This window comes from Duganella sp. CT11-25, assembly GCF_047302815.1.
GTDB lineage: Bacteria > Pseudomonadota > Gammaproteobacteria > Burkholderiales > Burkholderiaceae_D > Rugamonas.
On sequence record NZ_JBKBFD010000001.1, the window covers coordinates 6,061,074 to 6,081,139 of the forward strand.

The window sequence follows — 20,066 nt, forward strand, 5'->3', positions numbered from 1 at the left end:
ATAATCTAGCCCACATTATTTGTCCCGAATTCTCGTATTTTTATTATTTTTCCCAAAGGCACAGCTATGAAAGTCTTGGTACCCGTCAAACGCGTGGTCGACTATAACGTCAAGGTGCGCGTCAAGTCCGACGGCACAGGCGTCGATATCGCCAACGTCAAAATGTCGATGAACCCGTTCGATGAGATCGCGCTGGAAGAAGCGATGCGCCTCAAGGAAGCCGGCAAGGTCACCGAAGTGGTCGCCGTGTCGTGCGGCGTGACCCAGTGCCAGGAAACCCTGCGCACCGGCATGGCCATCGGCGCCGACCGCGGCATCCTGGTGGAAACCGCCGTCGAGCTGGAGCCGCTGGCGGTCGCCAAGCTGCTGAAAGCGCTGGCCGACAAAGAGCAGCCGCAACTGATCATCCTGGGCAAGCAGGCGATCGACGACGACTCCAACCAGACCGGCCAGATGCTGGCGGCGCTGCTGGGTTGGCCGCAAGCGACGTTCGCGTCGAAAGTGGTGCTGGAAGACGGCAAGGTCACCGTGACCCGCGAAGTCGACGGCGGCCTGGAAACCCTGGCGCTGACGCTGCCGGCCATCGTCACCACCGACCTGCGCCTGAACGAGCCGCGCTATGTGACGCTGCCGAACATCATGAAAGCGAAGAAGAAGCCGCTGGACGTGACCAAGCCTGAAGACCTGGGCGTCGATGTGACCCCGCGCCTGAAAACCCTGAAAGTCGTCGAGCCTGCAAAACGCTCGGCCGGCATCAAGGTACCGGACGTCGCCACCCTGGTCGCAAAACTGCGCACCGAAGCTAAAGTCATCTAAAGGAAAAACCATGGTCGCATTAGTAATCGCCGAACACGACAACGCCAGCCTGAAAGGCAGCACCCTCCACACCGTGACCGCCGCCGTTCAGTGCGGCGGCGATGTGCACGTGCTGGTGGCCGGTTCCAACGCCGGCGCCGCCGCCGCCGCTGCCGCCGCCATCGCCGGCGTATCGAAAGTCATCGTCGCCGACGCGCCGCACTTCGCGGACGGCCTGGCTGAAAACGTCGCCGAGCAAGTGCTGGCGATCGCCGCTTCGTACAGCCACATCCTGGCGCCGGCCACCGCCTACGGCAAGAACATCCTGCCGCGCGTGGCCGCCAAGCTGGACGTGGCGCAGATCTCGGAAATCACCAAGGTCGACTCGCCGGACACCTTCGAGCGTCCTATCTACGCCGGCAATGCGATCGCCTACGTGCAATCGTCGGACAAGATCAAGGTCATCACCGTGCGCTCGACCGGCTTCGACGCCGCTGCCGCCAGCGGCGGTTCGGCCGCCACCGAAACCGTTGCGGCAGTGGCCGATTCGGGCAAGTCGAGCTTCGTCGGCCGCGAGCTGGCCAAGTCGGACCGTCCGGAACTGACCGCCGCCAAGATCATCGTATCCGGTGGCCGCGGCATGGGCTCGGGCGAAGCGTTCAAGATCCTGGAACCGCTGGCCGACAAGCTGAACGCCGCCATGGGCGCGTCGCGCGCAGCGGTCGACGCCGGCTACGTGCCGAACGACTGGCAAGTGGGCCAGACCGGCAAGATCGTCGCGCCGACGCTGTACATCGCGGTCGGTATTTCCGGCGCGATCCAGCACTTGGCCGGCATGAAGGATTCGAAGACCATCGTCGCGATCAACAAAGATCCTGAAGCGCCGATCTTCTCCGTTGCCGACTACGGCATCGTGGGCGATCTGTTCGACATCGTGCCGCAACTGGTTGCCGAACTGGGCTAATCCCACGTAGAGCGCTACGAAGCCACGCTGATCCGGCCCCGCCGGATTGCCGTGGCTTTTTTCTTGGAGACATAAGATGCCATATCAAGCACCCCTGAAAGACATGCTGTTCGTGATGAACGAACTGGCAGACCTGGCCGCCGTCAACGCGCTGCCGGGCAACGAAGACGCGACCCCGGACACGGCCGAAGCCATCCTGGAAGAGAACGCCAAATTCGTCAGCAACGTGATCGCACCGTTGAACAATCCGAGCGACAAGGAGCCGAGCTTCTGGCACGACGGCCAGGTCACCACCTCCAAGGGTTTCAAGGACGCCTTCAAGGCGTTTGCCGAGGCGGGCTGGCAAGGCGTGCAGCATCCGGTGGAATTCGGCGGCCAGGGCCTGCCGAAGCTGCTGGCCACGCCGTGCATCGAAATGCTCAACGCCGGCAGCATCTCGTTCGCGCTGTGCCCATTGCTGTCGGACGGCGCCATCGAAGCGCTGCTGACCGCCGGCAGCGACGCGCAGAAAGCCATCTACCTGGAAAACCTGGTATCGGGCAAATGGACCGGCACCATGAACCTGACCGAGCCGCAAGCCGGTTCCGACCTGGCCGCCGTGCGCACCCGCGCCGTGCCGCAGGGCGACGGCACCTACAAGGTGTTCGGCACCAAGATCTTCATCACCTACGGCGAGCATGACTTCGCCGAAAACATCGTGCACCTGGTGCTGGCGCGCACGCCGGACGCACCGGCTGGCGTGAAAGGCATCTCGCTGTTCATCGTGCCGAAGTTCCTGGTCAACGCGGACGGCTCGGTCGGCGCGCGCAACGATGCGCATTGCGTCTCGATCGAACACAAGCTGGGCATCAAGGCCAGCCCGACCGCCGTGCTGCAATTCGGCGACCACGGCGGCGCCATCGGTACGCTGGTGGGCGAGGAGAACCGCGGCCTGGAATACATGTTCATCATGATGAACGCGGCCCGCTTCGGCGTCGGCCTGCAGGGCATCGGCCTGGCCGAGCGCGCTTATCAGAAGGCGGTGGCGTTCGCCAAGGACCGCGTGCAGTCGCGCGACCTGGCCGGTTCGGCCGGTCCGGTGGCCATCATTCATCATCCGGACGTGCGCCGCATGCTGATGTCCATGCGTTCGCAGACCGAGGCGGCGCGCGCGCTGGCCTACGTCGGCGCCGGCATCAGCGATGTCGCGCACAGCCACGCCGATGCGGAAGTCCGCAAGGCCAACCTGGCCGTGTATGAATACCTGGTGCCGATCATCAAGGGCTGGTCGACCGAGATGTCGCAAGACGTGGCGCGCGACGGCGTGCAGGTGCATGGCGGCATGGGCTTCATCGAAGAAACCGGCGCGGCGCAGCACTACCGCGACTCGAAGATCCTGACGATCTACGAAGGCACGACCGCGATCCAGGCCAACGACCTGGTCGGCCGCAAGACCGTGCGCGACGGCGGCGCGGTGGCCAAGAGCATCATCGCCCAGGTGCGCGACACCGAAGCGCAACTGGCGGCTTCCGGCGACGCCGACTTCAAGGCCATCCTGGCGCAGCTGTCGGCCGGCAGCAAGGACCTGGAAGCGGTGGTGGACTACGTCGCCAACAACATGAAGAGCGACATCAAGGGCGTGTTCTCGGGCAGCGTGCTGTACCTGAAACTGGCCGGCATCGTGCTGGGCGGCTGGCAGATGGCGCGCGCGGCGCTGATCGCGCAGCAAAAGCTGGACGCGGGCGAGGGCGACGCCGCCTTCTACAAAGCCAAGATCGCCACCGCGCGCTTCTTCGCCGACCACATCCTGTCGCAATCCTCGGGCCTGCGCATCGCCATCATCGACGGCAGCGCCGGCGTCCTCGCCTTGAGCGAAGACCAGTTCTAAAGTACCTCCGGCAACTCCGGGGTCAGGTCCGGCATCTGGACACGATCTCTTCCGTATCTGCATTCTACGGTTGAGCTCCTGTCCAGATGCTGGACCTGACCCCGGATTTTTTTGCGTTACACTTTGCGTTCTCGGAGGTGGTGATGCGGATTGCGATTGTTTCGGATATACACGGCAACTTGCCGGCGCTGGAGGCGGTGCTGCGCGATATCGGGCGGCGCGGCGTGGATCGTGTCGTCAACCTGGGCGACAGCCTGTCCGGGCCGCTGATGGTGCGCGAAACGGCGCAGTTTCTGATGGCGCAGGATTGGGTGCAGTTGGCCGGCAACCATGAGCGGCAGGTGCTGGCCGGCAGTCCCGGCGCTTCCGATGAGTACGCACGATCGCAGCTGGGCGAGGCCGAGTTGGCGTGGATGGCGTCGCTCAAGCCATCGCTGTGGCTGAACGAGGATGTGCTGCTGTGCCACGGCACGCCGGACAGCGATGTCACGTATTTTCTTGAGAGCGTGGAGCCGGGCCTGATGCGCCTGGCCACCACCGCCGAAGTGGACCGGCGGCTGGGCGAGGTCCGCGCCGAACTGGTGGTGTGCGGCCATACCCACGTGCCGCGCTCGGTGCGCGCGTCGAACGGGACGCTGATCGTCAACCCGGGCAGCGTCGGGCTGCAGGCCTATGACGACGATCATCCCGTCTTCCACCAGGCCCTGAACGGCTCGCCCGATGCGCGCTATGCCATCGTCGAGCAGATCGCCGGCGAGTGGATCAGCACGCTGATCGCCGTGCCCTACGATTTCCGCCCGATGGCCGAACTGGCCCAGCGCAATGGCCGCCCGGATTGGGTGCGCGCCTTGCTCACCGGGTATATGTAGCGACTAGTCCAGGTTGTTTTTTACCTGCAGCAGCAGGTCTTGCAGGGTTTGCCGCTGCTCGGCGCTCAGCCCTTGCAGCGCTTGCACATTCAATTGTTCGGCATGGCGCTTGATCTGCTGCTGGGCCGCAAGTCCGGCTTCGGTCAGCGACAGCCGCGTGTTGCGGCGGTCGGCCGCGTCGGCTTCGCCTTGCAGCAGGCCGCGCTCGCGCAGGCCGGCGATCAGGCGCGTGACCTGGGCTTTGTCACGCCCACTGTGGCGGGCGAGGTCGCTTTGCGTGCCGCCCGGGTGACGCTCGAAAAATCCCAGTACCCGGCTTTCCATCGGCGTCAGGTCGTGCGAGTCTTCGCGCAGGGCCTGGAATTGCTGCGAACGGAACTGATGCATGATCGTGTGGATGAGGTCCAGCACGCCGTCCAGGTGTGCGTCGCGTTTTTGGTTGACATTGTCATCTGATTTGGGAATAATGGGTGACATTATCAATTATCTGGGCAGGTAAAGACATGAGTATAGACGCTCCTATCAGCCGTGTGCAGCGCGTGCGCCACGAACTCAAGATCCGCGCCGTGGAAGTGGCGGAGGTGCGCGCCATCGGCAGCCATTTCCGCCGCATCACCTTCCGTGGCGAGGCTTTGCACGATTTCCATAGCGCTTCCTTCGACGATCACGTGAAATTCATCCTGGGGCAGGGCGAGGACGCGGTCCGGCGCGACTACACGCCGCGCAGCTTCGATCCGGTGACCGGCGAGCTGTGCATCGAGTTCGCGCTGCACGGCGACGGTCCTGCTGCGCTGTGGGCGGCGCAGGCGGCGCCGGGACAGCAGGCGCTGATCGGCGGCCCGCGCGGTTCCTTCATTATTCCGACCGACTACGATTGGCATCTGCTGATCGGCGACGAGAGCGCCTTGCCGGCCATTTCGCGCCGCTTGGAGGAGTTGCCGGACCAGGCGCCGGTGCTGGCGATGATCAAGGTTGCCGATGCGGCCGATCGGCGCGCGCTGGTGACGGGGCGTACGATGGACGTGCGCTGGGTGTCCAGCGATGCCGAGCTGATCGAGGCGGTGCAGGCGCTGGTGTTGCCGGAAGGCGAGGGCTATGCGTGGTGCGCCGGCGAGGCCGCGACGATGGCGGCGGTGCGCAAGGAACTGGTGGGCGCGCATGGACTGGGCAAGCACCAGATCCGCGCCGCCGCCTACTGGAAGCGCGGCGGCAGCAATTTCCACGAGAACCTGGAAGATTAAAGTACCCGCGTCCACGGCGCGCGGGCGACATGCCGCCGCTCGAACGCTTCGATATCGGCCAGTTGCCGTATCGTCGCGCCGACCATGTCCAGGCCCTCGGTGATCATCTGCTTGTGACGCCGGCCCAGCGTGAACGGAAATACCAGGCCGCCGGCGCTGCGCACCGTCATGCTGTCGAGATCGACGACGAGACGGTTGGCCGGCGGCGCCGCCACTTCGGCGGCCAGCGCATCGACCTGCCGCTGGCCCAGCACGATCAGCAGCAGCCGGTTGTTGAGCGCGTTGCCAAAAAAGATTTCGCCGAAGCTGGAGGCGATCACGACCTCGATTCCCAATTGCTGCAGGCCCCATACCGCATGCTCGCGGCTGGAGCCGCAGCCGAAGTTGGCGCCGCCGATCAGGATGCTGGCGCCGTCGTAGTCCGTGCGGTTGAGCACGAAATCCGGTTTGGGCGTGCCGTCGGGATTGCAGCGCAGGTCGTACAGCACGCCCTGGTCCAGACCTTCCTTGGTGATGATGCGCAGGAATTGCTTGGGCATGATCTGGTCGGTGTCGAGGTTGTCGATCAGCAGCGGCGCGGCGATGCCTTCAATGTTATGCATGGTGTACTCCCAGTTTGCGGACGTCGGCGATGTAGCCGGTGATGGCCGCCGCCGCCGCCATGGCCGGACTCATCAGATGTGTGCGGCCGGCGCGGCCTTGGCGGCCTTCGAAATTGCGGTTGGTGGTGGAGGCGCAGCGTTCGCCCGGTTCCAGCACGTCGTCGTTCATCGCCAGGCACATCGAGCAGCCCGGCTGGCGCCATTCGAAACCGGCGTCGATGAAGATCTGCGCCAGTCCCTCCTGCTCGGCCTGGCGGCGCACGCTGCCGGAGCCGGGCACCACCATGGCGCGCACGGCCGGGGCCACGCTGCGGCCGCGCACGATGGCGGCGGCCAGTCGCAAGTCCTCGATGCGGCCGTTGGTGCAGGAGCCGATGAAGACGCGGTTGACCGGCGTGCGTTCGATCGGCGTCGCCGCATGCAGGCCCATGTAGTCCAGCGCGCGGCCGATGGTGTCGCGCGCCTGCGGGTCGGCGCTGGCGGCCGGGTTGGGCACCAGCCCGGTGACCGGCATCCCCTGGTCGGGGCTGGTGCCCCAGGTGACGTAGGGTTCGACGTCGTCGGCGTTGAAGACGTGCTCGACGTCGAAGCGCGCGCCCGCGTCGGAATACAGTTCGCGCCAGCCGGCCTTGGCTTGCTCCAGTGCCGCGCCGCGCAGGTCTTGCACGTGTGCGCTTACGTAGTCCACGGTGATCTGGTCCGGCTGGATCAGCGCGGCGCGGGCGCCGGCTTCCACCGCCATATTGCACATGGTCATGCGCGCTTCGGCCGACAGCGCGGCGATGGTCGAGCCGCAGAATTCCACCGCATAGCCGCGCGCGCCCTGGGCGCCGATCTTGCCGATGATGAGCAGGATCAGGTCCTTGACCGAGGTGCCCAGCGGCAGCTCGCCGTCGACGCGGATGCGCATGTCGGCCGCCAGCCGGTAGACCAGCGTTTGCGTCGCCAGGATGTGCTCGACTTCCGAGGTGCCGACGCCGAAGCCCAGCGCACCGAGCGCGCCGTAGGTGGTGGTATGGCTGTCGCCGCACATGACCACCATGCCGGGACGGATCAGGCCGTGCTCGGGGGCGACGATGTGCTCGATGCCCTGGTCGGCATCGGTGGTGTCGAACAGCCTGATGCCGAACTCGTCGCAGTTGCGCTTCAGGTTGCGCGCCTGCAGCGACGAGGCCGGATCCATGATGACGCGCTGCGCGGCGCCGACCGGATGCGTCGGGATGATGTGCGACACCACGGCCAGTTGCTGCCGCGGACGCAGCACGCGGCGCTGCTGGTCGCGCAGGGCGGTGAAGGCTTGCGGGCTGGTGTATTCGTTCATGATGTGCAGGTCGGCATACAGCAGCACGTGCTGTTCGTCGATGCGGGCGACGGTGTGCGAGTCGACCAGCTTGCGGTACAGGGTGGATGGCATGGGATTCTCTGGTTAGTGGTCGAAAAAGGGCAGTACCTGGTCCAGCAGCGCTTGCGGCGCTTCTTCCGGGATGTAGTGGCCGCAGTCGAGGGCGTGGCCGCGTACGTTGGCGGCCAGCGCCTGCCACTCGGCCAGCGGATCGAAGCATTTGCCGACCGCGCCATGCGCGCCCCACAGGGCCAGCATCGGACAGGCGATCTTGCGGCCGGCGGCGAGGTCGGCGCGTTCGTGGTCGAGGTCGATGCCGGCGCTGGCGCGGTAGTCTTCGCAGATGCCGTGCACGGTGGCCGGATCCTGCAGGCAGCGCAGGTATTCGGCGTAGGCTTCGTCGGTGAACGGCGCCAGGCCGGCGCTGCGGCCGCCGATGGTGTGCTTCAGGTAGTCGCCGGGATGGGAGTTGATCAGCGTTTCCGGGAACGGCGCCGGACGGATCAGGAAGAACCAGTGGTAGTAGGCGGTGGCGAAGGCCATCGAGGTTTTTTCGTACATCGCCAAGGTTGGCGCGATGTCGAGCGTGACCAGGCGGCTGACGGCCTCGGGATGGTCGAGCGCCATGCGGTAGGCCACGCGCGCGCCGCGGTCGTGGGCCAGCACCAGGAAGCGCTGGTGGCCGAAGTGCCGCATCAGGCTCAGCTGGTCGGCGGCCATCACGCGCTTGGCATAGTTGCTGTGGTCGGGCAGGCCGGCCGGCTTGCCGCTGTCGCCGTAGCCGCGCAGGTCGGCGGCGATGACGGTGTAGCGCTCGGCCAGTTGCGGCGCCACCTTGTGCCAGATGGCGTGCGTCTGCGGATGGCCGTGCAGCAGCAGCAGCGCCGGGCCGCTGCCGCCCTTGATGCAGTTGATGTGGATGCCGCCGACGTCGACGGTGTGCCGTTCAAAATGGGGAAACATCGTAGTCCTCCTGAGTTGCAGACGATTGTATATCCACAGATGAAGCATATAATTCGTAGGAATTAAATCTATTCTTTCTCAGGAGTTAATAATGGATGCGGTGTCCGATCTGGCGTTTTTTGCCTTGCTGATCAAGCAGGGCAGCCTGGCGGCGGTGGCGCGCGAGCTGGGCGTGACGCCGCCGGTGGTGACCAAGCGGCTGGCGGCGCTGGAGCAGCGGCTGGGCGTGCGGCTATTGAACCGCACCACGCGCCGCATGAGCGTGACGCACGAGGGCGAGGTGTACCTGAGCAACGGCGCGCGCATCCTGGCCGATATCGAGGAGCTGGAGATGAAGGTGGTCAGCAGCCGCGCCGAGCCGAAGGGGCTGCTGCGGGTGAACGCCAGCTTCGGTTTCGGGCGGCGGCATATCGCGCCGGCGGTGGCGGCGTTCGCGCGGCGCTATCCGGAAGTGGAGGTGCAGTTGCAGATGACCGAGCGGCCGATGAACCTGGTCGACGCGGCCTACGACGTCGGCATCCGCATCGGCGAGCTGCCGGACGCGCGCATCACGGCGCGCAAGATCGCTTCCAACCGGCGGCTGCTGTGTGCCTCGCCGCTGTATCTGGACAAGGTGGCGGCGCCGGCCGTGCCCAACGACTTGCAGCGGCACGATTGCATCGTCATCCGCGAGGATGAGGCGGCGTATGGGGTGTGGCATTTGAGTAACGGCCGCCGGCAGGAGAACGTCAAGGTGCGCGGCACGCTCAGCACCAACGACGGCGAGACGGCGGTGGCGTGGGCGCTGGAGGGCTACGGCATCATCATGCGCTCGCAATGGGATGCTGCGCCTTACCTGCGTTCCGGGCGGCTGGTGCCGGTGCTGGAGGAGTGGTCGCTGCCGGGCGCCGACATCTTTGCCGTCTATCCGGAGCGCTTGAACCTGTCGGCCAAGGTCAGCGCCTTCGTCGATTTCCTGGCCAACCGTTTCGCGCCGCACCTGGGCGGGGGCGGCTGGTAACTAGGGCGCCATGACGTCGATGATGGCCTGGTAGACGCGCACCGGCTCTTCGGCGATGCGGTTCAGCACGTAGAGGAAATGTTCTTCGCCGAATACCGCGTATTCGCGGGTGGGGAAGCCGCGCGCTTTCAGGCCGGCGATCTGCTCGGTGCCGAGGCCGATCAGCGATTCGAATTCATACCAGCGCGGATCGATGCGTTCCTTGAGGATCAGCGCGCTCAGGTCGGCCTGGATGCCGCGGTCGTGCGTGGCGATCGAACACTTGTGGCCGCTCAGCAGCAACTCGTGCGCGTAGCGGCGGTAGGCGGCGGCCAGCTCGGGGCTGTTGCGGTGGTGGGAGATCTCCTCCGATTCCAGGAAGGCGCCCTTGACCAGGCGGATGCGGCCCGGAATCTTCATCAGCGCCGGCAAGTCCCGCGCCGTGCGGTGGCGCCTGGCAGGCACCGTGATGCCGACGTTGTGCAGGCCGTCTTCCTGGTGCAGCCGCGCGTAGATGGCGTAGATGTCGTCGGCGCGGTCGTGGGCTTCCATCGAGATCATCACCTCGCGGTTGATCTCGGCGGCGGCCAGCGCGATGCGGCGGGCGTTGCGGTAGCCCAGTTCCAGGTCCACCAGCGAGCCGATGTGCGACAGGTCCAGCGAGACCGAGCAGTTCAGGTTGCGCTGGCCGATGGCCTTGGTCAGTTCCATGAAGACTTCGGTCTCGGCCATCGCGAAGGCGGCGTCGCGCACGCTCTCGCCCATGTATTCGACGGAGGCGGCGTGGCCCTGGGCGATGATGTGCTCGACCCGCTGCAATGCCTCGGCCACGGTCTGGCCGGCAACGTAGCGCTGCGAGACCTTGTGCATATACGGCCGCAGCAGCGGATCGCCGCAGAATTTTTCCTTGGCGGTCTCGTCAAGCGCGAGCGCGCGCAGCGTGGTGGCGGCCTGGTCCACCAGTGCTTGCCATTGGGCGGGGAAGGTTGGGACGGTCGGTGCTTGCACGGCGGTTCCTGTCGGGTTAGTCAGCCAGGCAGATGGTGCCATATATCGAGAAACCGAGCCGGACAGCCGGTCAACTCCACTTGCGGAGTATCGCCTGCAGTTCTCCGGTTTTTTCCAGTTGCGAGATGGCCATCCGCAGCTTTTCCACGGTGGCCGCGGCGACGTGCTTGCCGACGATGAAGTAGGACTCGGTGCGCAGCAGCGAGCCCGGCAGCACGCGGACCTTGGCGGCCACGCCGGCGCGTTCCAGCATGCGCTGGATGCCCGGGCCGCGATGAAAATACAGGCGGCCTCGGCCAGCTATTAATTTCTCCAGATTGAGCTTGGTGTCGGTGGCGCTGGCGTCCAACTGGATGCCGGGGATGCTCGCCAGCGTGACGCTGACGGCAAAGCCGCGATTGACCAGCACGATGGGCGCCGGTTGCAGCTGGCGCAGGTCTTCCCAGCTGCGGACTTCCACCGGATCGTCGCGGCGCGCGATCATCACGTAGTCGACCGAAAACAAGGGTGGTTCCAGATAGATGAACAGGCGGTCGCGCTCGGGAGTGTGTTGCATGCCGCAGGCGGCGTCCTGGGCGCCGGCGGCCAGTTCGGTCATCATGCGCGTCACCGGCATCCAGTGCTGGTCGCCCTTGAAGGTCAGGCCGGGCTCGATCCGTTCGATGGCGCGCATGATGTCGGTGCACAGGCCGATGACGTGGCCGTCGTTGCGCAGGAATTTGGGTTCGGTGCCGATCTGGGCGGCGACGCGCAGGTGCTCCGCCGGGAAGGCGGGCAGCGCGGGCAGCAGGCAGCAGAAGGCCGCGACTGCCCGCCAGGCGGCGATGCGGCGTTGAATGTTTGCGGGAGCCATCATTCTCTCCTCGCCGTTTAGGAGTTTAGTTGCGGACGATGGTGCCGTTGGCGTTGCGCACGCGGTCGCCGCTGAGCATCTTCGGGTCGTGGTCGAAGTTGAAGCTGGCGTGCTGGCCGTTGTCGTATTGGACGTGCACGGTCCACTGCTTGCTGGACTTGGCTTTTTCTTCGATTTTCTTGCCGGCGTAGGCGCCGCCCGCCGCGCCGGCGACCGTCGCCAGCTGGCGGCCGTGGCCGCTGCCGACCTGGTTGCCCAGCAGGGCGCCGGCGACGCCGCCGGCGATCACGCCCAGCGCGCTGCCTTCGCCGGCTTTTTCGCCCAGCACCACCGAGGTGACCTTGCCGCATTCATGGCATTCGCCCGGCTTGGCCGGGCCGTATTCGGCCTTGGCCTGCGCCAGCGATTTGTCGTATTCGGATTTGGCGTCGCGCAGGCATTGCATGCGGGTGCCGGAGGTGCTGTCTTCGTTGCATAGCTTCTTGTCGTCCGCGTAGCGGGCGGCGAGGCGCTTGGTTTCGGCGTTGTATTGTTCTTTCGAGGTGGGTTGCGCCTGGACGCTGGACATCAGTCCGGCCAGCATCAGGGCAATCGCGATGGAACGGTTGTGCATGCTTTTTCTCCTTGTTAACCGTAGGCGCCACCAGTGTACAACAAGTCAAACAGGCGGGAAATCGTCGCGATCAGGCCTCCGGCGCCGATCATCATGCTGGCGACCAAGACCACGGCCAGCGGCCAGTGCGTGTCCGATTGCTTGCCGGAGCCGGGGTTGAAGCGGGCGTCCCATTTTTCGTCCGGCATCAGGCCCAGCACCAGCGCTTCGAGGAAGCCGACCAGCCCGGAGACTGTGATCGGCAGCAATTTATAGAAGCCGTCCGCCTGCGGCGCCAGCGTCGACACCAACAGCGCGGCCGGCAGGCAGGCCAGGTGCGCCCACAGCCAGGGATCGCGCAGGCCGCGCAGATACAGGCGTTGCAGGCCGAGGCCGCCGAACAGGAAGGCCAGCACGGCGGCGAAGGTCTTGTTTTTGTGGCGATTGTGGTGCGAAACAGTCAAAGCGGTCATGGTTGTTCGGCAATTAGGCGGAAAACATCCAGTATCGGGCATAATACCGCTCCCGGCCTACCTTTTTTGTTGTCATGGCTATTGCCCCGCAAGCCGGAACGGGGGATAATCTTCGATTACCCCAATCTGCCCGATTATTTCATTAACGCTTGCTGCTTCGCGGCAAAGCGCGCTATAATTTGCGGCTTTTTCCGTCCTAGCACACTTTTTGGAAATATTATGGTCGTTATTCGTTTAGCTCGTGGAGGCGCCAAGAAGCGTCCGTTCTTCAACATCGTTGCAACCGACTCGCGCAATCGCCGCGATGGCCGTTTCATCGAACGCATCGGTTTCTACAACCCGATGGCATCCGGTGGCGAAGTGCCACTGCGTATTACCGCTGACCGTCTGGCTCACTGGCAATCCGTTGGCGCCCAACTGTCGCCGACCGTTGCACGCCTGGTAGCTTCGAACAAAGCTGCTTAAGTCTGGTTGCTGGTTTGACCGATAAGAATGCATCCGGGGTGCAAGTCCCCGACGATCTGGCACAAGTAGGCTTTGTCTTCGGTGCCTACGGCGTTGCTGGCTGGGTGAGGATACGTCCTTTCTCGGAAGATGCGGATGCACTCCTGTCGGTGAAGACCTGGTGGATCGACAAGCCGAATCTGCACGATGTCGATGTCAAGCAGTGCAAACTGCATGGCGGCGACGTGGTCGCGCAGCTGGTGGGAGTGACCGATCGGAACGTCGCAGAAGCGCTGAAGGGCGCCGCTGTCTCGGTTCCGCGCAGTCGTTTCCCGGCGCTGTCCGACGATGAGTTTTACTGGACCGAGTTGATCGGTCTGGATGTAGAGAATTTGCAAGGTGAGCACCTCGGTAAGGTGACTGACATGATGAGCAACGGTCCGCAGTCGATCTTGCGCATCACGCCAGCCGCGCTGCCGGAGGCTGATCCCGAGGTTGCGGCGCAGGAGCGCCTGATCCCGTTTGTGGAGGCGTTCGTCATCAAGGTGGACAAGGCCGCGAACAAGATCACCGTCGACTGGGGCCTTGATTACTAAGAACATAAGGGCGGCCCGCCATGCAATTTGATGTCGTGACCCTGTTCCCCGAAATGTTCGCCGCACTGACGCAGTCGGGTGTCACCCGGCGCGCGTTTGAACAGAATAAATGTGGCCTGTCGCTGTGGAATCCGCGTGATTTCACCACCGACAACCACCGCACCGTGGATGACCGCCCCTATGGCGGCGGCCCCGGCATGGTGATGCTGGCCAAGCCCCTGGAAGCGACGCTCAACGCGGCGAAGCAGCGCCAGACCGATGCCGGCCTGCCCGCGCCCCGCGTGGTGTTCATGTCGCCCCAGGGCAAGCAGTTGACGCATGAACGCGTGATGCAGCTGAAGCAGGAGCCCGGCCTGGTGATCCTGTGCGGCCGCTACGAGGCGGTGGACCAGCGCTTGCTCGACCGTTGCGTCGACGAGGAAATCAGCCTGGGCGATTTCGTGCTGTCCGGCGGCGAGCTGCCGGCGATGGCCTTGATGGATGCCGTGATCCGCCAGATTCCCGGCGTGCTGAACACGGATGCGTCGGCGATCGAGGACAGTTTCGTCAACGGCTTGCTGGATTCGCCGCACTATACGCGGCCCGATATCTATGAAGGTGTGGGCGTGCCGCCGGTGCTGATGGGCGGCAACCACGCCGAGATCGAGAAATGGCGCCGCCAGCGCATGCTGGAGGCGACCGCGCGCAAGCGCCCGGATTTGCTCGTCAAGGCGCGCGCGGCAGGATTGCTCAGCAAGCATGACGAAAAGTTTTTGGCAGGTTTGTAAACCTGTTGTCGTAGCCCGCGGGGACCGCATGTTGCATACCCGCTTGTGTTAACCCCATCCTCTACTGGGCGAGTTTTTACAACTCATTGCGCGCCAGCATGATGGTTTATGGAGTCATCAAAATGAATCTGATTCAACAACTCGAGCAAGAAGAAATCGCTCGCCTGGGCAAAACCATTCCTGATTTTGCACCTGGCGATACCGTGATCGTCAACGTTAACGTCGTCGAAGGCACCCGCAAGCGCGCCCAGGCATACGAAGGCGTCGTGATCTCCCGTCGCAACCGTGGCCTGAACTCGAACTTCATCGTTCGCAAGATCTCGTCCGGCGAAGGCGTCGAGCGTACCTTCCAGCTGTACTCCCCGCTGATCGCTTCGATCGAAGTGAAACGCCGCGGTGACGTACGTCGCGCTAAACTGTACTACCTGCGTGATCGTTCCGGTAAATCGGCACGTATCAAGGAAAAACTGCCAAACCGTCGCCCAGCGGCGAAAGCAACCGCAGCTTAATCGCCGCGCTTGTGTTTGGATGAAGGGGGCGCCAACTGGTGCCCCCTTTTTACTTGGAGGTAGCGTCTTGGCCAAGCCCTCGTTCGACCCGCAACAACTTCCCATCGATGCGATCGCCGGCGAGCCCGCCGTCGCGCCGGAGCGCCTGGCGCCCGCATGGCTGCGCGGCCGCTTCGCCCGGCCCCCGCTGTGGACGCCGGAAGCCGGCGAGCGCGTCTTGCCCGGCCGCGCGGAGCGCGCGCCGACGCAGGCCTCGGTGCTGGTGCCGCTGGTGCGGCGCGCCCACGGCCTGACGCTGCTGCTGACCCAGCGCACCGACCATCTGACCGACCATGCCGGCCAGATCAGCTTTCCCGGCGGCCGCGCCGAGGACTACGACCGCGACGCCGTCGACACCGCGCTGCGCGAGTCGGAAGAGGAGATCGGCCTGGCGCGCCGCCATGTCGAGATCCTCGGCAGCATGCCGCGCTACCTGACCGGCACCGGCTACTGCGTCACGCCGGTGGTGGGGCTGATCGAGCCGCCGTTCGAGGTGACCGCCGATCCGTCCGAGGTGGCGGCCATTTTCGAGGTGCCGCTGGCCTTCCTGATGGACGGCGCGAACCACCAGCGCCTGTCGGTCGAGTTGCCGGGCGGGCGCCGCACGTTTTATGCGATGCCGTATGAAGGTTATTACATCTGGGGCGCGACGGCCGGCATGCTGCGGAATCTGTTCCATTTCTTGCGCGCGGAGTAAGAACTACGCTATCGTAGCGGGCATTAAGGCAATGCCGACTCAAAGGACCATTAATGACATTCATCTCCATTCTATGCGCGCTGCTGATCGAGCAAATGAAACCGCTGCGTGCGGATAACCCGGTCTACACCGAAATCAAGCGCCTGGCGCTGCGGATGGAGACCTGGTTCAACGCCGGCCACTCGACCCACGGCCGCATGGGCTGGTTCCTGATGATGGCGATCCTGATGGTGCCGACGGCGCTGATCTACTGGGTCCTGCGCTATTACGACTGGTTCCTGGCGGCCTTCGCCTGGAACGTGCTGATCGTCTACCTGACCCTGGGCTTCCGCCATTACAGCCACTATTTCACGTCGATCCAGCTGTCGCTGAACGCCGGCGACGAGGCCGGCGCGCGCGCCTTGCTGGCCGAATGGACCAAGCTCGACACGGTCGGCATGGAAGTGTCCGAGATTTCCCGCGTCGCCGTTGAAAAGGCGCTGATCACCACCCACCGCAACGTGTTCGGCGTGTTCTTCTGGTTCCTGATGCCGCTGGGCCCCGCCTGCGCCGTCATGTACCGCGTGTCCGAGCACCTGGCGCGCGCCTGGAACGAGCCCGAGCACATGCGCAACGAGGCGTTCGGCCAGTTCGCCGCGCGCGCGTTCTACTGGATCGACTGGATCCCGGTGCGCCTGACCGCCGTGGCCTTCGCCGTGGTCGGCAACTTCGAGGATGCAATCTACGCCTGGCGCAATTTCGCCCATCGCTGGTCGAACGAGGCGATCGGCATCATCCTGTCGGCCGGCGGCGGCGCCATGGGCGTGCGGCTGGGCACGCCGGTGGAAAACGCGGCCAAGGTGCTGCTGGTCGACGCCGCCACGGTGGACAGCTCGGACGTCGAGCCGGAGGTGCTGCCGGGCGAGGAGCCGGGCGTGCGCGCCCTGCAGAGCACGGTCGGCCTGGTGTGGCGCGCGCTGCTGCTGTGGATGATGTTGTTATTGCTGTTGTCGAGCGCGATCTGGCTGGGCGCATCGCCATAAGGGCGGGCAACGCGGGTACAATAGCGGCATTGCTGTGGTGCGGTAAGATGAATTTTCTGCACCAAAGTGGTTATCTGCACGGAAAGATGGATTGAAATCAATGACTTACGTATTTAGGTCTTCTATAAGATATAATACGTAAGATTCTTACAGAATGATATCCGCCCGGTGCGCTTCAAGCTCCTTCGCGCCGGGGTCTTCCACGCATTCTTGTTACCAACAAGTATCTACGCATAAGCAGCCGCGCCCATGGCAGAGTCAGTTCAAAAACCGGTCGATTCGTTCTTCATTCTTGGCCAGACCAGCAATGGCCGGCAGTTCCGTCCGAGCGACTGGGCTGAGCGCCTGTGCGGCGTGATGGCCTGCTTCAAGCCGGAAGGCTACGGCGGCGGCCGCGATTCCCACCTGCAGTTCTCGCCCTACGTGACGCCGACCGTGGTCAACGGCGTCAAGTCGGTGGTGGTCAACGGCAAGCTGCGCGAGCTCGAACCGCTGGCCTATCACTTCGTCATCTCCTTCGCCAAGGACAACGACCTGCAGATGGTCGACGCCTGCCTGGTGCCCGAGAAGCACTGATCTTTTTCCGAATATTAAAATTTACTTAAGTACCTATCCACGGGGGCGGGGTAGGGCGTATGCTGCCTGTTCTTCAGTTTTTTTCGCGAGAGACCATGAACAACAGCCGTCTGAAACACGCCGCCGCCGCCAGCCTGATGCTGTGCGGCCTGTCCTTCGTCGCCACCGGTTCCGCCTGGGCCGCATCGGCCGCCGCGCTGCCGGCCGGCGTGGTCAAGGGACCCGCCGTTGAAGGCATCACCGAATACCGGCTGCCGAACGGATTGAAGGTGCTGCTGTTCCCGGACGCGTCCAAGCCCACCGTCACCGTCAACGTCACCTACCTGGTCGGCTCGCGCCACGAAAACTACGGCGAGACCGGCATGGCCCACCTGCTGGAGCACCTGATGTTCAAGGGCGCGCCCAAGAACCGCAGCATCCCGCAGGAATTCGCCAATCGCGGCATGGAATTCAACGGCACCACCTCCTACGACCGCACCAACTACTACGAAGTGTTCCAGGCCAGCCCGGACAACCTGAAATGGGCGCTGGACATGGAGGCCGACCGCATGGTCCATTCCTTCATCGCGCGCAAGGACCTTGACTCCGAGATGACGGTGGTGCGCAACGAGTACGAGGCCGGCGAGAACAGCCCGTTCTCGGTGCTGCTGAAGCGCATGCAGAGCGTGGCCTACGACTGGCATTCCTACGGCCGCTCGACCATCGGCAACCGCAGCGACATCGAGAACGTCAAGATCGAGAACCTGCAGGCCTTCTACCGCACCTACTACCAGCCGGACAACGCGGTGCTGCTGGTGGCGGGCAAATTCGATCCGGCGCAGACGCTGGCGTGGATCAGCAAATCGTTCGGCGTGATTCCGAAGCCGAAGCGCAGCCTGCCGCCGTTCTGGACGGTCGAGCCGACCCAGGATGGCGAGCGCAGTTTCGTGGTGCGCCGCAAGGGCGACGTGCAGGTGGTGGCGCTGGGCTACAAGATCCCGTCGGCGCTGCAGGAAGACAGCGACGCGCTGAGCTTCATGTCCGAGATCCTGGGCGACACGCCGACCGGCCGCCTGCACAAGGCGCTGGTGGAAAGCGGCAAGGCGGCGCAGGTGTTCAGCTTCGGCCAGACCGGCTATGCGCCGGGCCTGCAGATCATCGGCGCGGTGGTCAAGGCGGGCGAGCCGCTGGAGCCGGTGCGCGACGCGCTGATCGCGGCGGTGGAGAGCTTTGCGCAGACGCCGCCGACGCCGGATGAGATGGAGCGCGTGCGCCGCAACTACAACAACAGCATCGAGAAGTCCTTGAACGATCCGCAGCGGGTCGGTGTGACCTTGTCCGAGGAGATCGCGCTGGGCGACTGGCGTTTGCTGTTCCAGGGCCGCGACAAGCTGGCCAGCGTGACGTCCGAGCAGGTGGCCGCGGCCGCCGCGCGCTACCTGAAGCGCGACAACCGCGTGGTCGGCAGCTTTGTGCCGGAAGACCATCCGCTGCGCGTGGACATCCCGGCCGCGCCGACCGTGGCCGAGGTGATGAAGGACTTCAAGGGCAAGGACAGCGTGCTGACGTCGGAGGTGTTCGAGCCGACCCAGGCCAACATCAACGCCCGCACCGAGGTCAAGACCATCGGCGGCCTGAAGGTGGCGCTGCTGCCGAAGAAGAACCGCGGCGAGGCGGTGTCGGTGGACATGCAGCTGAACTGGGGCGACGAGAAGAATCTGTTCAACACCTCGATCGTGTCGGAGGCGGCCAACGAGATGCTGATGCGCGGCACCAGCAAGTACAACCGCGAGCAGCTGGCCGACGCTTTCGCCAAGCTGAAGATCTCCGGCGGCCTGTATCACTTCGAGACCACCGGCCCGAACCTGGATGCGGCGCTGCGGCTGGTGGCGCATGTGCTGAAGGACGCCAGCTTCCCGGCGTCGGAATTCGAGCAGCTGCGCCAGCAATGGCTGGTCGGTGTGGAGGCGTCGCGCAATGAGCCGCAGGCGCTGGCCAGCCAGGAGATCGCGCAGCACTTCGACCATTATCCGAAGGGCGATGTGCGCGCTTCGATGACGGTGGACGAGCAACTGGCCGCCATCAAGGCGCTCAAGCTGGAGGACGTGGTGGCCTTCCATCGCCAGTACTACGGCGCCAATCACGGCGAGCTGGCGATCGTCGGCGACTTCGACAAGGCCGCGATCAGCAAGACCATCGATGAGAGCTTCACCGGCTGGAACAGCAAGGTCGATTATGCGGCGATCACCAGCACCAATGCGGACAAGGCGCCGTTGTACAAGACGCTGAACGCGCCGGACAAGGAGAACGGCTTCTACACCGCGCGCGTGAACATCGACCTGAACGTCAACGACGCCGACTACCCGCTGCTGGACCTGGCCAACTACATCTTCGGCGACGGCGGTTTGAAATCGCGGCTGATGGACCGTATCCGCCAGAAGGACGGGCTGTCGTATGGCGGCGGTTCGGGGCTGCAGGCGGGCGAGATCGACCGCGCCGGCAGCTTCAGCATCGGCGCCATCGCCGCGCCGCAGAACCTGAAGAAGCTGGAGGCGGCGGTCAAGCAGGAACTGGAGCGCGCGTTGAAGGACGGCTTCACGGCCGAGGAGCTGAAAGGCGCCAAATCGGGCCTGCTGCAGCAGCGCGTGCAGAACCGCTCGAAGGACGATGTGCTGGCGGCGGGCTGGGTGCGCAATCTGCACCTGGGCCGTAGCTACAACTGGAGCAAGGAGTATGAGGACAAGCTGCAGGCGGCGACGCTGGCGCAAGTCAACGCCGCCTTCCGCAAGGCCATCGATCCGGCCAAGCTGAGCGTGGTGATGGCCGGCGACGAAGCCAAGGCCAAGGCCGGCGCCGCAGCGGCGCCGGCGAAGAAATAAACCCGGAACT

General features: G+C 64.5%; 22 protein-coding genes. 14 read left to right on the forward strand and 8 right to left on the reverse strand.

The window, feature by feature from the left end; genetic code table 11:
* Positions 1–66: 66 nt before the first annotated feature.
* The 4 genes from ACEN9F_RS26160 (at position 67) to ACEN9F_RS26175 (ending at position 4,495) form a co-directional block, all read left to right on the forward strand.
* Positions 67–816, forward strand: coding sequence for an electron transfer flavoprotein subunit beta/FixA family protein (locus ACEN9F_RS26160; protein WP_008445986.1), 750 nt, complete (start codon positions 67–69; stop codon positions 814–816).
* A 10-nt stretch (positions 817–826) separates the two neighbouring features.
* A complete protein-coding gene (locus ACEN9F_RS26165; RefSeq protein WP_413424815.1) occupies positions 827–1,759 on the forward strand; it encodes an electron transfer flavoprotein subunit alpha/FixB family protein in 933 nt (310 codons plus the stop codon).
* Between the two features lie 76 nt (positions 1,760–1,835).
* Positions 1,836–3,626 carry an acyl-CoA dehydrogenase gene (locus tag ACEN9F_RS26170; RefSeq protein WP_413424817.1) on the forward strand — a complete coding sequence of 597 codons (1,791 nt, stop codon included), beginning with the start codon at positions 1,836–1,838 and terminating at the stop codon, positions 3,624–3,626.
* A 143-nt stretch (positions 3,627–3,769) separates the two neighbouring features.
* On the forward strand, positions 3,770–4,495 hold the full coding sequence (locus ACEN9F_RS26175; protein ID WP_413424819.1) for a metallophosphoesterase family protein: 726 nt from the start codon (positions 3,770–3,772) through the stop codon (positions 4,493–4,495).
* Positions 4,496–4,498: 3 nt separating this feature from the next.
* On the opposite strand, the gene ACEN9F_RS26180 is transcribed toward ACEN9F_RS26175, so the two are convergent.
* On the reverse strand, positions 4,499–4,972 hold the full coding sequence (locus ACEN9F_RS26180) for a MarR family winged helix-turn-helix transcriptional regulator (RefSeq protein WP_413424821.1): 474 nt from the start codon (positions 4,970–4,972) through the stop codon (positions 4,499–4,501).
* A 26-nt stretch (positions 4,973–4,998) separates the two neighbouring features.
* On the opposite strand from ACEN9F_RS26180, the gene ACEN9F_RS26185 reads away from it, so the two are divergent.
* Positions 4,999–5,736, forward strand: a complete 738-nt coding sequence (locus ACEN9F_RS26185) for a siderophore-interacting protein (RefSeq protein WP_413424823.1) — start codon at positions 4,999–5,001, stop codon at positions 5,734–5,736.
* Here ACEN9F_RS26185 and leuD read toward each other — a convergent pair.
* The 3 genes from leuD to ACEN9F_RS26200 are packed head-to-tail and all read right to left on the reverse strand — an operon-like array spanning position 5,733 to position 8,643.
* Positions 5,733–6,338 carry a 3-isopropylmalate dehydratase small subunit gene (gene leuD, locus ACEN9F_RS26190; protein ID WP_413424825.1) on the reverse strand — a complete coding sequence of 202 codons (606 nt, stop codon included), beginning with the start codon at positions 6,336–6,338 and terminating at the stop codon, positions 5,733–5,735. The genes ACEN9F_RS26185 and leuD overlap by 4 nt on opposite strands.
* Positions 6,331–7,752, reverse strand: coding sequence for a 3-isopropylmalate dehydratase large subunit (gene leuC, locus ACEN9F_RS26195; RefSeq protein ID WP_413424827.1), 1,422 nt, complete (start codon positions 7,750–7,752; stop codon positions 6,331–6,333). The genes leuD and leuC overlap by 8 nt, the downstream gene beginning before the upstream one ends.
* A 12-nt stretch (positions 7,753–7,764) precedes the next feature.
* Positions 7,765–8,643, reverse strand: a complete 879-nt coding sequence (locus ACEN9F_RS26200) for an alpha/beta fold hydrolase (RefSeq protein ID WP_413424828.1) — start codon at positions 8,641–8,643, stop codon at positions 7,765–7,767.
* Between the two features lie 91 nt (positions 8,644–8,734).
* Here ACEN9F_RS26200 and ACEN9F_RS26205 point away from each other — a divergent pair, with 91 nt between their 5' ends.
* Positions 8,735–9,643: a LysR family transcriptional regulator gene (locus tag ACEN9F_RS26205; RefSeq protein WP_413424830.1), complete on the forward strand. Its 909-nt coding sequence runs from the start codon at positions 8,735–8,737 to the stop codon at positions 9,641–9,643.
* On the opposite strand, the gene ACEN9F_RS26210 is transcribed toward ACEN9F_RS26205, so the two are convergent.
* The 4 genes from ACEN9F_RS26210 to ACEN9F_RS26225 all read right to left on the reverse strand — a co-directional run bounded on the left by ACEN9F_RS26210 (position 9,644) and on the right by ACEN9F_RS26225 (position 12,548).
* Positions 9,644–10,630, reverse strand: coding sequence for a proline dehydrogenase family protein (locus tag ACEN9F_RS26210; RefSeq protein ID WP_413424832.1), 987 nt, complete (start codon positions 10,628–10,630; stop codon positions 9,644–9,646). It lies immediately after the preceding gene.
* A 70-nt stretch (positions 10,631–10,700) separates the two neighbouring features.
* Positions 10,701–11,486 (reverse strand): substrate-binding periplasmic protein, encoded by a 786-nt coding sequence (locus tag ACEN9F_RS26215; protein ID WP_413424834.1) that lies wholly within the window; start codon positions 11,484–11,486, stop codon positions 10,701–10,703.
* Positions 11,487–11,508: 22 nt separating this feature from the next.
* Complete coding sequence (locus ACEN9F_RS26220; RefSeq protein ID WP_413424836.1) at positions 11,509–12,096, reverse strand: glycine zipper 2TM domain-containing protein; 588 nt, start codon at positions 12,094–12,096, stop codon at positions 11,509–11,511.
* A 14-nt stretch (positions 12,097–12,110) separates the two neighbouring features.
* Positions 12,111–12,548, reverse strand: a complete 438-nt coding sequence (locus ACEN9F_RS26225) for a hypothetical protein (RefSeq protein ID WP_413424838.1) — start codon at positions 12,546–12,548, stop codon at positions 12,111–12,113.
* Positions 12,549–12,767: 219 nt separating this feature from the next.
* Between ACEN9F_RS26225 and rpsP the strand changes: the two genes are divergently transcribed.
* From rpsP to ACEN9F_RS26265, 8 genes are all read left to right on the forward strand, one after another.
* Positions 12,768–13,013 carry a 30S ribosomal protein S16 gene (gene rpsP / locus ACEN9F_RS26230; protein WP_008446017.1) on the forward strand — a complete coding sequence of 82 codons (246 nt, stop codon included), beginning with the start codon at positions 12,768–12,770 and terminating at the stop codon, positions 13,011–13,013.
* 14 nt (positions 13,014–13,027) lie between these two features.
* Complete coding sequence (rimM, locus tag ACEN9F_RS26235; protein WP_413424840.1) at positions 13,028–13,588, forward strand: ribosome maturation factor RimM; 561 nt, start codon at positions 13,028–13,030, stop codon at positions 13,586–13,588.
* Between the two features lie 20 nt (positions 13,589–13,608).
* Entirely contained in the window at positions 13,609–14,355 is a 747-nt protein-coding gene (gene trmD / locus ACEN9F_RS26240) for a tRNA (guanosine(37)-N1)-methyltransferase TrmD (protein ID WP_413424842.1), read from the forward strand.
* A gap of 122 nt (positions 14,356–14,477) precedes the next feature.
* Entirely contained in the window at positions 14,478–14,864 is a 387-nt protein-coding gene (gene rplS / locus ACEN9F_RS26245) for a 50S ribosomal protein L19 (protein WP_176654977.1), read from the forward strand.
* 67 nt (positions 14,865–14,931) lie between these two features.
* The gene (locus ACEN9F_RS26250) at positions 14,932–15,600 is read left to right on the forward strand and encodes a CoA pyrophosphatase (protein WP_413424844.1); all 669 of its coding nucleotides are present in this window, start codon (positions 14,932–14,934) and stop codon (positions 15,598–15,600) included.
* A 53-nt stretch (positions 15,601–15,653) separates the two neighbouring features.
* Positions 15,654–16,622, forward strand: coding sequence for a CobD/CbiB family protein (locus ACEN9F_RS26255; RefSeq protein ID WP_413424846.1), 969 nt, complete (start codon positions 15,654–15,656; stop codon positions 16,620–16,622).
* 249 nt (positions 16,623–16,871) lie between these two features.
* On the forward strand, positions 16,872–17,198 hold the full coding sequence (locus tag ACEN9F_RS26260; RefSeq protein WP_413424848.1) for a DUF3579 domain-containing protein: 327 nt from the start codon (positions 16,872–16,874) through the stop codon (positions 17,196–17,198).
* Positions 17,199–17,293: 95 nt separating this feature from the next.
* Positions 17,294–20,056 carry a M16 family metallopeptidase gene (locus tag ACEN9F_RS26265; RefSeq protein WP_413424850.1) on the forward strand — a complete coding sequence of 921 codons (2,763 nt, stop codon included), beginning with the start codon at positions 17,294–17,296 and terminating at the stop codon, positions 20,054–20,056.
* Positions 20,057–20,066: the final 10 nt, after the last annotated feature.